Annotated in this window: 12 protein-coding genes; 5 read left to right on the top strand and 7 right to left on the bottom strand. The window is 64.4% G+C overall.

What is annotated here, in order from left to right; translation table 11 throughout:
- Positions 1–157: 157 nt before the first annotated feature.
- From FO013_RS13150 to benA, 5 genes are all read right to left on the bottom strand, one after another.
- On the bottom strand, positions 158–2,887 hold the full coding sequence (locus FO013_RS13150; RefSeq protein WP_260848155.1) for a LuxR C-terminal-related transcriptional regulator: 2,730 nt from the start codon (positions 2,885–2,887) through the stop codon (positions 158–160).
- A gap of 56 nt (positions 2,888–2,943) precedes the next feature.
- Positions 2,944–3,798, bottom strand: coding sequence for a benzoate diol dehydrogenase BenD (benD, locus tag FO013_RS13145; RefSeq protein WP_143923027.1), 855 nt, complete (start codon positions 3,796–3,798; stop codon positions 2,944–2,946).
- Complete coding sequence (benC, locus tag FO013_RS13140; RefSeq protein WP_143923026.1) at positions 3,788–5,350, bottom strand: benzoate 1,2-dioxygenase electron transfer component BenC; 1,563 nt, start codon at positions 5,348–5,350, stop codon at positions 3,788–3,790. Before benC ends, benD begins: the two co-directional genes overlap by 11 nt.
- Before the next feature lie 65 nt (positions 5,351–5,415).
- The gene (benB, locus tag FO013_RS13135) at positions 5,416–5,949 is read right to left on the bottom strand and encodes a benzoate 1,2-dioxygenase small subunit (RefSeq protein ID WP_313900587.1); all 534 of its coding nucleotides are present in this window, start codon (positions 5,947–5,949) and stop codon (positions 5,416–5,418) included.
- A gap of 17 nt (positions 5,950–5,966) precedes the next feature.
- The gene (gene benA / locus FO013_RS13130) at positions 5,967–7,349 is read right to left on the bottom strand and encodes a benzoate 1,2-dioxygenase large subunit (RefSeq protein ID WP_143923025.1); all 1,383 of its coding nucleotides are present in this window, start codon (positions 7,347–7,349) and stop codon (positions 5,967–5,969) included.
- Between the two features lie 317 nt (positions 7,350–7,666).
- Between benA and FO013_RS13125 the strand changes: the two genes are divergently transcribed.
- From FO013_RS13125 to FO013_RS13105, 5 genes are all read left to right on the top strand, one after another.
- On the top strand, positions 7,667–8,329 hold the full coding sequence (locus tag FO013_RS13125; RefSeq protein WP_143923024.1) for a DinB family protein: 663 nt from the start codon (positions 7,667–7,669) through the stop codon (positions 8,327–8,329).
- A 104-nt stretch (positions 8,330–8,433) separates the two neighbouring features.
- Positions 8,434–9,849, top strand: coding sequence for an MFS transporter (locus tag FO013_RS13120; protein ID WP_143923023.1), 1,416 nt, complete (start codon positions 8,434–8,436; stop codon positions 9,847–9,849).
- Between the two features lie 28 nt (positions 9,850–9,877).
- Complete coding sequence (locus FO013_RS13115) at positions 9,878–11,164, top strand: benzoate/H(+) symporter BenE family transporter (protein WP_143923022.1); 1,287 nt, start codon at positions 9,878–9,880, stop codon at positions 11,162–11,164.
- Positions 11,165–11,250: 86 nt separating this feature from the next.
- Positions 11,251–12,159: a LysR family transcriptional regulator gene (locus tag FO013_RS13110; protein ID WP_143923021.1), complete on the top strand. Its 909-nt coding sequence runs from the start codon at positions 11,251–11,253 to the stop codon at positions 12,157–12,159.
- Between the two features lie 306 nt (positions 12,160–12,465).
- Positions 12,466–13,863 (top strand): MFS transporter, encoded by a 1,398-nt coding sequence (locus tag FO013_RS13105; protein ID WP_143923020.1) that lies wholly within the window; start codon positions 12,466–12,468, stop codon positions 13,861–13,863.
- An 83-nt stretch (positions 13,864–13,946) separates the two neighbouring features.
- Here the strand turns inward: FO013_RS13105 and FO013_RS13100 are convergent, their stop codons facing one another.
- Both FO013_RS13100 and FO013_RS13095 read right to left on the bottom strand, forming a co-directional pair.
- Positions 13,947–14,723, bottom strand: a complete 777-nt coding sequence (locus FO013_RS13100) for a CoA-transferase subunit beta (protein WP_143923019.1) — start codon at positions 14,721–14,723, stop codon at positions 13,947–13,949.
- Positions 14,720–15,667 carry a CoA transferase subunit A gene (locus tag FO013_RS13095; RefSeq protein WP_143923018.1) on the bottom strand — a complete coding sequence of 316 codons (948 nt, stop codon included), beginning with the start codon at positions 15,665–15,667 and terminating at the stop codon, positions 14,720–14,722. The genes FO013_RS13100 and FO013_RS13095 overlap by 4 nt, the downstream gene beginning before the upstream one ends.
- Positions 15,668–15,753 lie beyond the last annotated feature (86 nt).

The raw sequence follows: 15,753 nt of genomic DNA, 5'->3' as shown, positions 1-15,753 counted from the left end.
GGGCGCCGCGACAGCAAGCAGGTTCACGGGAACCCGCCGAATGTCGCGGCGCCCTCGCTGATGCAATCTCCGGGGGACCTGTCGGGCTCGCGTCCGATCGGGCACGGGACAGCATCACCCCGCAGCACACGGCAGCGCGCTCAGACCGACGGAGCCCTCACACCGGCGGGATGTCGTCGGCGAGGTGCACGGTCGCCAATTCGGTGCGGGACCGGATCCCGAACTTTCCGTAGATGTGTGTGAGGTGGTACTGCACGGTCTTCTCTGCGATGAAGAGCTTGCGCGAAACCTCGGCGTTGGTCATTCCCTGGACGACGAGGTCGGCCACGGACATCTCCTGCGGGGTCAGCGGCACGTAGCCGTGTGCCTCGACGGAACTCTTGACCGCACTCCTGCCGTTGTCGGCCTCCGACATGCCCCGCCAGGACATTCCGGTGGCGCGCAGCTCCTGATCGCAGCGCTTGATGAGGACCGTGGCGCCCACGCCCTCGTAGAATTCGCGCGCCCGCACCAGGCTCTCCACCGCCTCACGTCGCCGGTTGGCCCGCCGCAGCATCTGGCCGCGGCGCAGCAGCACTTGGGCTGCCGCGGTGTCCTGCTGGCTGCGGGTGAAGAGTTCGAGCGCTCGGGAGAAGTCCGCTTCCGCGGCCGGAACGTCACCCATGTCCTGATGGATCCTCGCAGAGGCGAGCGCTGACTGTGCGCGGATGTGTTCGCTGGCTTCGGCCGTGTTCTTCTTGAAGTCAGTTGCCACCTGCTGCCCCTGGTCGGAGTGGCCGAGGGTGATGAGCGCATCGACGTATTCGGCGGACCAGGGCCAGAAGGAGGCCCTGTCCTTGGTCCACGAGTCCATGTCGAGCAGCGGCCGCAATGCTGCCACTCGCCCGTCATGGTCTCCTCTGACGTTCGCTGCCACGGCCCGCACCAGGCGTGCCGGTACCTGCATGGCCAGATAATCGCTGAGGATGGCGCTGCTGTCTGCTCGTCTCATCACCTCGTCGACGGGGTGTCCGCGCCAGAGTTTGATCTCCGCTGCGGTCCAGTTCAGCAGCGGGGCCACGAGAGAGATGTTGGCGCTGTCGGCCCGCCTCAGACCGATCTCAGCCGTACGCAGACCCTCATCCCATTCGCCGAGGAGGTACTGGACCCGGGCCAGCCAGCCGTGAGCCCACAGCGATATCCGCAGGGATCCTCGTTCATATTGGGTCGGGACGGCGGCTTCGAATTCCCGCACCGCTTCGCGCAGATCCCCGGCCAGCATCGACACCCATCCCACGCAGAGTCGAACCCTCTGGTTCTGGGCCCCGGTGAGGTGACGGTCGGAGAGGTCCTCGAGATCCTCCATGGCTTCGTCGATCTTGCCTTGAGCGGCGAAGCCCAGGGCTCGCATCGCATGGGACTCGACGTTCGCTGGTTCGTCGACCCCGCCTAGGGACATCGCCCGGTTCGCCCATTCGCGGACCTTCGGCCCGTCCCAGCGCACCAGGGAATCGAGCGTGCGGCGCAGCGCGATCTGTGCGGTGAGCCCGTCATCGTCTGTGGGTGCGGCGGCGGCCCGGGACAGAAGGTCATCGGCCTGTGCGGCATGGCCGCGGTGGATGGCCACATTGGCCAGGACGGTGTCGCGCAGCGTTGAAGGCGCGATGTTCTTGCCGATGTCGATCCAGGGCAGGACCTCAACGACCCGACCGGCGCTGGCCAGGGCGTCGATGCCTGCCAGCAGCTCGTCATCGCGGTCGGCAGAAGGCGCCAGGACACGTGCGGCACCGAAGTGCAGCTCAGCAGCGTCGGCCCATCGCCCGAATCTCTCGGCGACGGCCGCCGAGTCCCTGAGGCGACGGGCGAGTTCGCCATCGGCACCGAGCGCGGCCGCGGCAAGGTGGACTAAGCGTTCGTCTTCCCGGTAGGCGGAGTCGGCGGCCCGTTCGTGAAATATTCGTCTGGTCGAGGGCGCCATGGCAGCGACGATCACGCGGGCAGAGGCCGTGCGACTCAGGGCGAGGGTAAGCCGTCCCGCCGAGTTCCGTTCGCGGAAGACTCCGTGGGCCACACCAAGGTCGACTGCGGGACCCGGATCATGCAGAGTGGCCACGCTCGCGATGCGTGCAAGGTCCTGGGGGCCGCCGAGGATCGCCAACGCGGAGGCCACATCCGAGACTTCCGTCGAGCCGGTGGCCTCGATCGGGTCGAGGACCTCTCGGATCACGCTGTCGGGCATGGGCAGCTCGGCAGGATCAGCCGGCCAGCGGCTCTCGGGCAGCAGGGAGAGGATCTCCTGCGCCACGCGCAGACGACCGGAGCTCTGGGCCACGAGCACCGAAGCACCGTGCTCGCCGATGTCGTAGACCCCTTGCGCACGCGCCAGCTCAAGAGCGTCGGCGCGACCGAAGTCCGGGATCGTGACCCTTTCGGACACGGGACTGGTCGTCATGCGCAGAAAATCGGGATCCACCTCGGCGGACGTCTCCGGGTCGACGGCGATGAGGAGCAGGACACGGGTCCCGCGCAGACGACGCCCCAGCTGGCTGAAGATCTGCAGGCTCTCCGGATCTGCGAGGTGGACGTCGTCGAGGACGACGATGCGCTTCTCCTCATCCTCGCTCTGCAGCTCCTCGAGGAGGGACTCCGCGATCTGCACCCGGTCGCTGGCCGAGCACTCGCCGTCGACGGATTGCCAGATGGGGTCCCTTGTGCGCAGCTGCCCGAGCATCGCGTAGGGCACCTTTCGGCTCCATTCCGCGCCAACGAGGATCTCACAGTCATCATCGGTCTCGTCCTGGACGGCCCGCAGGACACTGGATTTGCCGGAGCCGGAACCGCCCTCGAGGATGATGACCCGACCGCCGCTGTCGGCGATCGAGTCCCACAGCTCGAGCACGGAGGCCAGGGCCTGAGCGGGACCGGGAAGAAGGTCGCGTCGGCCGATGCCTGCGATTGGTTCGTCTATCCCTGATCACCGCCGCCGATGGGCAGAACGGAGCCGTTGATGTAGGACGCTGCGTCCGAAGCGAGGAAGACGATGGGCCAGGCCTGTTCCGGCAAGGTCCCATACCTCTTGAACAAGCTGGACTCGGTCGTCTGCTCGACGACTTCGCGGAACCATCCTTGTTCCTCCTCGGTCTGGGCTCCCGGACCCCTGGGGATCCGGCGTTCTGGTGCTTCTGTGCCGCCGGGTGCGGTGGCCACGATCCGAACTCCCGCCTCGGCGGCCTCCATGGCCAGTGATGCGGTGAGCGCGTTGACCCCACCCTTCGCGGCGGAGTACGGGACCCGGTTGATGCCGCGCGTGGCGATCGACGACACGTTGACAATGGTACCTGTCCCCCGCGACTTCATCTCGGGGAGAATCGCCCGACACATCCACATCGTCGGGAACAGGGAGCGGCGGATCTCGGCTTCGATCTTCTCGGGCTCGTAGAGTTCGTAGGGTTTGGCCCAGATGGTGCCGCCGACGGCGTTGATGCAGACGTCGGGGAGGCGCAGCTTCTTCGTCCCCTCGGAGACGACGTGTTCCGCACCCTCCCAGGTCTCTAGATCGCCGAGCACCGTCGCCGAGGTGAGGCTTCGTCCGCGTGCATCGGCGATGTCCTTCGCCTCGGTCTCGGTCTCCTGCACGAGGTCCGAGCGGTCGGACAGGATCAGGTCCGCGCCCTGGGCTGCAGCGAGGAGGGCGGTTTCGCGCCCGATGCCCTGTGCAGCTCCGGTGATGAGGACGAGCTTGCCGGCCAGCAGCCCCTGTTCGACGAGGACGGATTGGTCGGTGGGCGCGGACTGGTCAGCTCGTACCTCAGGAGGCATGCGGCACCACCGAGCTCATCGTGGCGCGAGCGTGCTCGCTGTGGGCGCGCAGGACACGGCGGGCGGCATCGATGTCGTTGTTCTCGAAGGCGTCGACGAGTTCGAAGTGCTCCTTGTCGACCTCGGGTGCGATCCAGCCTCCGTTCTTCAGCGCTTCGACGATCTGGCTCTGGACCTGCAGGCGGCGGAAGCTTTCGAGGAAGGCCGGGTTGTCGGAGAGGATGAAGAGGTATTCGTGGAATTCCTCGTTGAGCTTGCCGAACTCCTCGGCATCAAGGATCTCATCGCCCTTGAGCTTCGTCGACACGTTCTCCGCCAGGCGGCGGAACTGTTCGAGCTGCTTGTCGGTCAGCCTGCCCATGAGCAGCTCCGTCACGGCGAGTTCGAGTCCGGTGCGGGCCTCGAGATGGGCCATCGAGTCCTGGTGGGTGAAGGAGAGGCGGCCGGTCTCTATCGACGAGACGGCCTCCCCGGCGCTGACCTTGTCACCGGATTCCTTGATCGACTCGGTGCTCATCGGTGCACCCGATTCGTCGTCATCGGTCGAGCCCTTGGGCGCGAAGCGTTCGTAGTAGAAGTTGGCCGGGGTGATTCCCTCATCGCCGAGCCACTTCGAGACCGCGTCGACCATCGGCGGTGGACCGCAGAGGTAGATGTCGACATCGCCGCCGGCCAGGTGCTCGTCATCGAGGAACTGGGTGACATAGCCCTTCTGCTCAGCGGTGGACTCCGGGGAGGACACGCAGTAGCTGTAGGACAGGGTGCTGATCTTCTTCGCGTATTCGGCAAGGACGTCGAGGCCCACGAGGTCCGAGTCGTTGGTGACGCCGTAGACGAGGTGGATGGGCTGGTCGGTTCCGTCGTCGGCGATCTTCTCGAGGATCGACAGGATCGGGGCGAGTCCGGTTCCACCTGCCAGCAGCAGCATGCGACGCTTCGGAGGTCGGAGGAAGAATGTGCCGAAGGGGCCGGTCATCGTCAGCTTGTCACCGATCGCGGCACGTTCGGTGAGGAAGGTCGACATGGCACCACCCGGTGTGTTGCGCACCATGAAGGAGGTCTTCTCGACCTTCGGGCCAGAGCTGAAGGAGTAGGAGCGGGCCTGATCCGTGCCGGGGACCTGGAGGTTCATGTACTGTCCCGGGAGGTAGGCCAGATCATCGCGCTTGTCCACGGACAGGGTGAAGCTGACCGTGGAGTCCGCGTGGAACTCCAAGTCGACGATCTCGGTCTCGAACTCCGCGGCCGAAGTCTTCGCGATGTCCGAGGTCGTGGGCACGTCGATGACCATGTCGGACTCGGGAGTGGCCTGGCAGGTCAGGACGTAGCCTTCCTCGAGTTCCTCCTCCGTCATCGCATCGTCGATGAAGTCGCCCGGGTCGAACTCGCCCGAGGTGCAGAAGGACTTGCATGTCCCGCATGCTCCGTCGCGGCAGTCGGAGGGAAGGTTGATGCGTGCCTTGAAGGCGGCTTCCATCACCGTCTCGTACGGGTTGACCTTGATGATCTTGGTGACGCCATCTTCGAAGCTGATGGCTACGTCGTTGCTCATGGTTGTCCTTCTTGTCTCTCGGGCTGCGCTTCTTCACACAGATGGTCATTCGCGATCAACGCGGTTCAGATCATGTAGATGTCGATGAGCTGATGCACGGTGTCGTTCTTGAGGATGACCTTCTTGGCCGTGATCACCGGGCTCTCCCCGGAGATGTCGAGCGTGTAGAGGCTATGACCGTAGTAGGTCAGCGTTGACTGGTACCGGTAGTAGTGGGTGGTCCAGCTGAAGCGAGCCTCCACCGTGTCACCGTCGCGGCTGAGGAACTCCACGCCGCTGATGTTGTGCTCGGTGCGCGGTTCCGGCATCGATGTGGCGGCCGACCGGTCGGTCCTGATGCGGAAGACTCTGTCTTCGAGCCCGCTGCGGTTCGGGTACCAGATGAGTGAGATCTCGTTCTGAGGGTCGGTCGTCAGAGTGTCGTCGACATCCCAGGCCGGCATCCAGAACGGAGCGTCGGGGTGGTAGCACTCCAGCCACTCCTCGAAGTTCCATTCGTCGAGGAGCCTGGCCTCACGGTAGAGGAACTGCCGGATCCATTCTGAGGTTTCGGGGTCGACGATCAGTGCGGACTTCGTCGCGGGTGCTGTCATGGTCATGATTGAAGGTTCCTTTCTTACTGCTGCTGCCGTGCGGCGGCGCGTGCGTCCTCTGTGGCGAGCGCGTCAATCATCACCGACTGCCAGTACTCGTGCTGGACCGGGTAGAGTCCCTCGTCCTCGGTCTTCGCACCCGAGGCGATCGGGTTGATGCCCAGTTCCTTGGCCTGCTCGTCGGGGCCGTCGATCTGGTGTTCCTGGCCGCGTGACATGTCGTTCCACGGGGCCGCCGAAGCCTGGTAGGTCTTGTGCGCCGACCGGAATTCCTCGAGGTCGTCCGGTGTCGCCATTCCGGTGGCGTTGAAGAAGTCCTCATACTGGCGGATGCGGTTGGCCCGGGCCTCCTGGGATTCGCCCTTGGGGGCGATGCAGAAGGTCGTGACCTCGGTCAGGTCGGCAGCGATCGGGCGGATGTGCCGGATCTGCGAGCTGAACTGATCCATGAGGTAGACGTTCGGGTAGAGGCAGAGGTTGCGCGAGATGTTGGTCATGAAGTTCGCCATCGTCTCGCCGTACTGCTCGACGAGGCGTTCGCGCTCGGACCACAGGGACCGGTCCTCGGGGTTCGTCCATTCCTGCCACAGCAGCAGGTGGCCGTAGGGGAAGGAGTAGAAGCCGCCGGCGACCTTGCCCCAACCGCCGGCGTCCATGGCCTTGGTCTCGTTCTCCGACTCACCGGATTTGCGGCGTGCGGTGGTGGCCGCGTAGTTCCAGTGCACCGAGGTCACGTGGTAGCCGTCGGCACCGTTTTCGGCCTGGAGCTTCCAGTTGCCTTCGTAGGTGTAGGTGGTGGCGCCCTTGAGGATCTCGAGGCCGTCCGGTGACTGGTCGACGACGGAGTCGATGATGACCCGGGTGTCGCCGAGGTGGTCCTCCAGGGGCTGGACATCAGGGTTGAGTGAGCCGAAGAGGAATCCACGGTAGCTTTCGAACCGTGCGACCTTGGTCAGGTCGTGTGAGCCTTCCTTGTTGAACTGCTCAGGGTAACCGCCGTTGCGTCCGTCCTTGACCTTCAGCAGCTCACCGGAGTTGCGGAAGGTCCAGCCGTGAAAGGGGCACGTCAGTGTGGTGCGGTTGTCGGTCTTGCGGCGGCAGAGCATCGCCCCGCGGTGGGCGCAGGCGTTGATGAGGCAGTTGAGTCCACCCTGCTTGTCCCGGGTGATCATGATGGGCTGTCGACCGATGTAGGTCGTGAAGTAGTCGCCGATCTCGGGAATCTGGGATTCGTGGGCGAGGTAGATCCAGTTGCCTTCGAAGATGTACTTCATCTCGAGCTCAAAGGTCTCTTCGTCGGTGAAGATCTGCCGATTGACGCGGCGGACGCCCTCTTCGGGCCGTTCCTGGACTCCGTTCGCGATGAGATCTCGAGTGTCAGCGCTGAAATCGAGCGTATCGGTCATGGTGAGCCTCCATTGGTCTCTCGTTGAGTAGGTCGCTTGTCGATGGGCATCGTGCTGGTCGTCGGCCTGTCGCCGATGAGTTGACCACTCCATCCTGGTCCCCGGTGATGCAGTTCACACCAGGGGGACCCCTAGGAGTGACCCAGGGCATCAGGACTGGGGTTCTCAGGGCCTGTCACGCAGCTCTGCGACCCGTAATGTGACCGGTGACCTCACAGCGAAAACTGCTGTCGACTCGGCAAGGACAACTGCCGGAGTTCATCTAAGTCTCTGCGCGCACAAGGGTGTTCTGCGCGGATGAGGAAAGGACTGCAATCGTGAATCGCATCGAAGCGCTGTACTCGGATCTCTCACGCCTCGGACGGGAAACGGAGATGATGGACACCGTCATCACGATGCTCGCCGACGATCTCTTAGAGACTACGACCGCCGAGGGGCACAGCAGGCAGGTCGTCATCTCCCGCGTCGTGGACGGAGGGTTCGAACTCGCCGAACTCATCGGAGCGAAGCTGAATCTGCCGGCAAGCGACGATGACAAGGCCGACGATGTCCGTGCCCGCTATCGCCGGTGCCACCTCGCCTTCACCGCTGCCGCCGCTCAGCTGGCCAAGCTGCCCGAGGACACCGTCTTCGACTACCGGGGCCTGCAGCTGACCCCTGGCGACATCGTGCCGCAGCGCATCGGGGAGATCGTCATCGCCCACGATTCCCTGGGCACCGCGTGGACCATCGAAGAGGCGGATCCCGATTCCGCCCTCGACGCACTGGAGACCCTGATCAGACGCCTGAAGATCGCCGAGGCGGCACCTGCCCTGGTCGTGGACTCGACCGAGGGTGACCATTGGGAGATCGGTGACAACGGCCAGGCCATCAGCGGTGACCGTGAGGATCTCGTCCAGTGGCTGGCCTGGGGCTACCCCGGTGAGCTGGAATCCGACCGCGAGCTGCCCACCCTGCCCACACTTCCGCGCTGGACCTGAGCACCGACGCTCACGTCCGATCACAACCCCTGACCACCTCGGCGGGGGTGCCTCGGAATCCCTCCGAGGGCCGATCAACGCACCGACTTGAAGGACTGAAGACCATGTCGCACACACTTGTCAGCGCACAACCTGCGCAGGAACGGAAGACAGCGGGCTGGGTGGCGTTCATCGCCTGCGGCGCTCTCGTCTTCGACGGCTACGACCTCACCGTCTACGGCACCATCATGCCCACACTGCTCAACGACCCCTCCCATCTGGGTGCCCTCGACCCATCCACGGCAGGACTCCTCGGCTCCTACGCTATGCTGGGCGTCCTCGTCGGAGCGCTCACCTGCGGGGCAGTCGGAGACTGGCTGGGACGCCGCCGCCTCCTGCTCGTGAGCATCTCCTGGTTCTCACTCGGAATGCTCTTCACCGCGTTCGCCAGCTCCGTGATGGCCTTCGGCATCCTCCGCTTCCTCAGCGGCCTAGGCCTCGGTGCGGTGCTGGCAGTAGCCGGAGCCACCATGGCGGAGTTCGCCCCCGCGAACAAGCGCAACCTCTACAACGCCATCGTCTACTCCGGTGTCCCAGCCGGCGGAGTGCTGGCCGCAGGACTGGGAATCATCCTCCTTGAGCCCCTGGGATGGCGCGGACTCTTCATCATCGGTGCCGCTCCCCTCGTGTTGGTGCCCATCGCCTTCTTCAAGGTCCCCGAATCGCCGAGGTGGCTGCTCACTCGCGGCCGCCGCGAGGAGGCCATCGCAACTGCTCGTCGTGCGGGCACTCCCTTGGTCGACGATTCCCAGCTGGTCACCGATTCGGCTTCGGTCGAACGCACCGGCTTCGCCGCTCTGCTCACACCGCGTTGGCGCATGGCCACCATCTTCCTCGGGTTCCTGTCCTTCGCCGGTCTCCTCCTGACCTACGGCCTCAACACCTGGCTGCCGGAGATCATGCAGGGCTACGGCTATGACACCTCGGGGTCTCTGGCCTTCCTCCTCATCCTCAACGGAGGTGCCGTCATCGGCGCTCTCATCGGCTCGAAGATCGCCGATCGCTTCAGCCCCCGGCCGATCATCGTCTCCACCTTCGTCCTCGCCGCGATCACGCTCACCCTGATGACCTTCCAGCTGCCGATCGCCTTCCTCTTCGCGTTCATCGCCATGGCCGGAGTCGGAACCCTTGGCACACAGGTTCTCGGATATGGATACGTGTCGACGTACTACACGACGAACGCCCGGTCGGCGGGTGTGGCCTGGTTCGCCGGGTTCGGGCGCATCGGCGGAGTCATCGGCCCGTTCATCGGCGGGTTCATCGCCTCCATCGGGCTCGGCGGGGCACAGGCGTTCTACGTGTTCGCCGGCGTCGCCCTCTTCGGGGCGCTGATGGCCTACCTGGTTCCCAAGCAGCCTGACCTGGAAACTGCCGGCACGGACCAGGCGGCAGCACCCGCGACTGCGACTACGGCCTCGGCTGCGGACCGGACTCCCCTGACCACGAACGACGCCGCAGCGGCGTCCCACCCGCAGAGCTGACAACGACCACGGGACGAGAGTTCACAGTATGCACGAGAACCCGACGACCACCTCGGCGAATTCGCGCTCGACTGAGAAGGAACCCCTGATCGAGCGCCCGACGACGCGGATGCCCAGGCTGCGCGACATCCGTCGGGACATCGGACTCGAGTACTGCCTCAATGCCGTCGTCGGGCTCATCTTCGGCATCACCGGGCCCATCGCCGTGACCATGGCGGTGGGCCTGGCCGGCGGGCTCAGTGATGCTCAGCTCTCGTCCTGGGTCTTCGGGATCTTCCTCTCTGCGGGCCTGGCCACCCTGGTCATGTCGCTGGTCTACCGGCGACCCTTGGGGTTCGCCTGGTCGATTCCCGGCACCGTTCTGCTCGGACCCTCGCTGCAGCATCTGAGCTTCGGGGAGGTCGTCGGGGCCTTCTTCGTCGCCGGTGCGCTGACCCTGGGGTTGGGCATGAGTGGCTTGGTCAGGCGTGCCATGGCCGCAATTCCGCCTTCGATCGTCATGGCCATGGTGGCCGCGATCTTCCTGCGCTTCGGCATCGACATCGTCGACGCAGGGCGATCGACTCCGGCGATCGTCATTCCGATGATCATCGCATTCATCGCACTCACGGCCCTGCCGGGGCTGGCTCGCTTCATGCCTCCGGTCCTCGGTGCCCTGCTGGTCGGCTTCATCGCCGTCGTCGTCCTCGGGCAGCTGAATCTCTCATCCGGCGGTCCGGTCCTCGCTCACCCGGTGTTCACCCCGCCCGAGTTCACCTGGGCGGCTCAGCTCGAACTCGTCGTCCCGCTGACGCTGACGGTGCTCGTCGTCCAGAACGGTCAGGGTGAGGCGGTGCTGCGCGCCGCCGGACATGCAACTCCCGTCAATGCCTCGGCCGTGACATCGGGCCTCATGTCGGTGCTCAACGCGTGCTTCGGGGCGGTCTCCGCGTGCCTGACCGGGCCGACCAACGCCCTGCTCACCTCGTCGGGGGATCCCAAACGGCAGTACTCCGCGGCCGTCTTCTACTCGTTCCACTGCTTCATCGCAGCACTGTTCTCACCGCTGGTCACCCGGTTCATGCTCGGCACACCGGAGGCCTACATTCTGGCTCTGGGCGGAATGGCGATGCTCGGTGCTCTGCGCCAGGCCTTCGTGTCGGCGTTCTCATCCAAGTACACCTTCGGCGCCCTTGTCACCTTCGTCGTCACGATCGCCGAGTTCGACCTGTTCAACATCCATGCCGCGTTCTGGGGAATCCTCATCGGCTGCGTGGCTTCACGCTTCCTCGAGCCCGGAGACTACCGGACGGCGGCGGGAACCGACCGCACCTGAGGCGACCTCTCGTCCGCGGACAGAGCCGCCTCTGCACGTACAGTGATGGAGGCATGGAACGTCGACCACCGGAGGACTGAAGGAACATGAGCGAACCGAGCCTCCGACGTCTGCGCTACTTCATCGCTTTGGCCGAGCATGGGAAGTTCCAGACCGCGGCTGAGGCCATGAGCATCTCCCAACCGGCGCTGAGCGCCGAGCTGAGACGACTCGAGGACTTCGTCGGCAGGCCGCTGTTCCTGCGCAGCCCGTCCACCAGGCTCACTCCCGCCGGACAAGCGCTGCTCCCCCACGCCAAGGCAGCGGTCGGGGCAGCGAATCGCTTCAACGGAGTCGCCGCCGAGCTCGGCTCCGGGGAGTCGACGACGATCGCCATCGGCACGGTCGCCACGTTCCTCCACCGCGGGCTGCCGGAAGCGGTGAAGGACTTCACCACCGATCGACCGCGCATCTCCGTGACCACTCGGGAAGCCACCTCGGCAAGTCAGAGCGACATGCTGTTGGGCCACGAGATCGACATCTCGTGCGGGCACATGCCGGTGCAGCATCCCGGCGTCATCTGCACTCCGGCCGCGCGGGAGAACTTCTGGCTGTGTGTGCCCTCGGAACTGAACGGCATATCCCTCGCCGAGGCGGCCGATCGACCGTTCGTCATCTTCCACAGGAGCGCCTCCCCGATCTACCACGACACCGTCGTCGGCATCTGCCGCTCCCATGGGTTCGAGCCGCGCATCCACCACGAGACCACCAGTTGGGCGACGGCCGTGGAGATGGTCGCGCATGGGTTAGGTATCGCCCTCGCGCCCACTCCCCTGGCTCGCAGTTCCCGCCGTGATGAGCGTCTGTCGTTCAGCCGGATCGAGTCGGGTCCGAACGCGCCGCAGGCCTGGGTGACGATCCGACGAGAGGATCAGTCCGGACCGGTGGGCGAGCTGAGCATGGCCATCGTCGTCGCCTCCGAGGAGTCGACAGACACAGCGCCGATGACAGACTGACAACGCTGGCAGCACTTCACGGCGCCAACGACTCCTGACAGGGTCAACTGATACCTCAAATGCAACAGTCACTTGACACTGGTGACGTCTCAGATGGTGAAGCCTGCGAAGAGGATATCGGAGCGCCAACTCCCGGGGAAGACCAACTGTGACCTGGGCTTCACTCACCTACATCATCATTGGTTATAGAGATATAGCACAAGGTTATTTGCCGCCGACTGTCCACACGCTTACTGTGAATCCATCATCGACGGCGCTGTTCTCGCCGTCGGCTGGTGCAAAGATGCTCCATCTGAGAGGACTCGCATGTCAGACTCCGTCAACACCGCCAAACGTGCCCGCAAGGCAGGAATCGCCTCCTATGTCGGAACCACCATCGAGTGGTACGACTTCTATATCTACGGCGCCGCTTCGGCCCTCGTCTTCGGTCACGTCTTCTTCCCCGACAACCTGCCCGACGGGGTCGGCACTCTGCTCTCCTTCGTCACCATGTGGGCGGGCTTCATCGCCCGTCCACTCGGCGGAATCGTCTTCGGCCACTTCGGCGACAAATACGGTCGCAAGAAGACACTCGTGGTCACACTGATTCTCATGGGCGCAGCTTCGTTCGTCGTCGGCTTGCTGCCCGGCTACTCGACAATCGGCCTCGCGGCGCCCATCCTCCTCACCTTCCTACGTGTCCTCCAGGGCATCGCCGTCGGCGGCGAGTGGGGCGGTTCAGTGCTCATTGCCAGTGAGAGCGCGCCAAAGGGCAAGAGCATCCTGTATTCGGCGTTCGCCCAGCAGGGGTCACCGACCGGCAACCTGCTGGCCACCGGAGCCTTCTTCTTCCTCGCGATGATGCCCACACCGGAGTTCATCCTCTACGGCTGGAGGATCGCCTTCCTGGCATCCATCCTGCTCATCGTCATCGGGCTCGTCATCAGGCTCAAGCTCGAAGAACCGCAGATCATGCAGCAGGCCCGCAAGAAGGACGCCGTGGTCAAGGTGCCGGTGGTCGAGGCGTTCAAGAAGCACTGGGCACTCATCCTCATCGGCGCCGGCGCTCTGCCGCTCGTACAGGTCACCTATCTGAAGACCACTTTCGCCACGGCATGGGCCACGGACAAGTCCCACGATTGGGCCTACGGCACGTCGAGCTTCCTCGGCATAGTGGCGATCGCACTCGTCGTGCAGTTCATCGTCCAACCATTCGGCGCCGTCATCCTCAGTCGGGTCAAGGACATGCGCAAGGCGATCTTCTGGATCGTGGTTCCCGAATTCGTCCTCATGCCGCTGATGTTCTTCGCCATCCAGACCGGCAATACCTGGCTCGCCATCCTCGGCATGGCAGCGGCCACCGTTCCACACTCGATGTTCTATGCGGGAATCGGCGGAATCCTGGCCCGCGCCTTCCCTGCAAAGGTTCGCTACACGGGCATCTCGCTGTCCTACCAGCTGTGCTCGATGACCGTGGCCGGAGCCACCCCGGCATTGGCCCAGTGGATGTACACCAGCACAGACACGATCATGCCGGTGGCGATCCTCGGCGCATCCTATGCCGTGGTGTCCCTCATCTGCACGCTGATCCTCCTGCAGAAGACCGGATGGGTGGCATCCGAAGACTCGAACGCCGAGAAGGCAGAGAAGATCGAACTCGCCGAGGAGACCGCTGAGGACGAGCGCCTCGCCGCCCTCGACCGCGAGGACGCTTCCCGACCCTGAGTCAGTGGGCGTCCCCGCGGGGAGGTTCGCAGGTCATGAAAAGTGCCCCATCCGCATTGCGCATGGGGCACTTTTCGCTGCGCTCACCGCAGGTAGAGCCGGACCGTATCGATCTCGTCGCGGAGAAGTCGGACCTCCTCGCCGGTGGGCTCCTGGGTGACGGACAGATCGTCGGAGATCGCCAGGTCCCATCCGGTCTGCTCCTGCACCTGCTCACTCGTGACGCCGGGATGGACGTGAGTGAGCTCGAGCTCACCGAGGCGGTCCTTGCGGCGAAGGATTCCCAGTGGAGTGATCACCGTGCTGACCCCGAATCCGCGCGGCTGGATGAAGTCGGGATGTTCAGCGGCCCTGACCGGCGAGGCCGAGGTGACGAAGTCGAGTTCACTCGGCAGTGCCGCCGGATCGTGGCGGCGGAGGATGACGAAGACTTCGCCGGCGTTCGCCATGATATCGGCGGCACCGCCGGATCCTGGCAGGCGCACCTTCGGCGACTCCCAGTCCCCGATGACCGTGGTGTTGAGGGAACCGAAACGATCGATCTGCGCAGCGCCGAGGAACCCGACGTCGACATTGCCGCCTTGGAGTACGTAGCCGAACAGGGCATGCATATTCACCACCGCCTCGGCGCCGGAGACGACGACCGAATCGGCGATGCCCTCAGCCATCGACTCCGGGTGGGCACCGGCCACACCGGATTCGTAGACCAGCTGGATATCGGGATTGAGGGTGCGGTGCGCGAGGTCGACGGCCAGCGTGGGCAGGCCGATGCCGGCGAAGACCGTGTTGCTGCGGGCGAGCATCTTCGCCGCCGCGCATACGACAAGTTCGGTCTCCGTGAAGTCAGCAGCAGTGGTCATCGTGAGCTCCGTTCTGTCGATGCGTCCGGTCGTCGTCCGTAGTCGACGCTGCCCGAGGGCCTGGGCGCCATCCGCAGAGCAGCGATCCGATCACGGCCGATGGCATCGAGGTACTCCTCGTGGTCCTTCGTTCCGCGGATGTGCGTATCGATCCACTCGCGCAGTTCAGCAGGGTCCTGTGAGATCGGCGTCCATTCGCGGTAGAAGGCGTTGTCACGGTCATAGGAACCCTGCACATACGAGGGATGAGCACCGGTGGGGACGACGCAGACGGCATCCACGGCGTGGGCGGGGATGAGGGTGCGATTCGGGTCGGCTCGGACCACCTCATCGTCGACGATCTCTTCGACCGTGACGATGACCTTGTCGGCTGCGTAGACGGCTTCCTGCTGGACTCCGGCGATGCCCCAGATCTGGACGTTGCCCTTCCTATCAGCGCGCTGAGCATGGATGATCGTGACATCCGGGTTGAGCGGAGGCACCACATAGATCTTCTTGCCCGTGTAGGGATCGACGACGGCGCGGATGTCCGGGTTGATGCCCGGCATATCGGATCCGACGAACGAGCTGATCGGTGCAAACGGGAGCCGGGCGGCGCCAGCGTGATAGCGAAGCGTCATCGCATGGTGAGAGTACTCCTCGACCGGCAGCGGAGCAGGGTCCTGAGACTCGATGCGCCGGCGGACCTCATAGAGGCTGCCCGCCGAGCCCGAAGCGAAGAACGAACACACGAGTCGATCGACGCCTCCGGCAGCGATCATCATGTCGCTGAGCAGATCGGGCGTCATCCGACAGAACGTGAGTCCGGTGATCCCCTGGCGGATGATCTCGTGGCCCGCGGCGAACGGGATAAGGTGAGAGAAGCCCTCCAGGGCAATCGTGTCTCCGGGGTTGACGAGCTTCTCCACCGCGTGCGGCAAACTGACGACTGTGTCACTGTCCATAAATCGCAGACTATATTAAAGTCCGAGTTCCGCAAAAGACTGACTTAATTATTATCGAATCGTGCAATAATAATGAGCATCGCGCG

This window comes from Brevibacterium aurantiacum (assembly GCF_007558825.1).
GTDB classification, from domain to species: Bacteria; Actinomycetota; Actinomycetes; order Actinomycetales; family Brevibacteriaceae; genus Brevibacterium; species Brevibacterium aurantiacum_A.
Note: the sequence above shows the minus strand (reverse complement) of the source record. Positions and strands in the feature narration are given on the sequence as shown.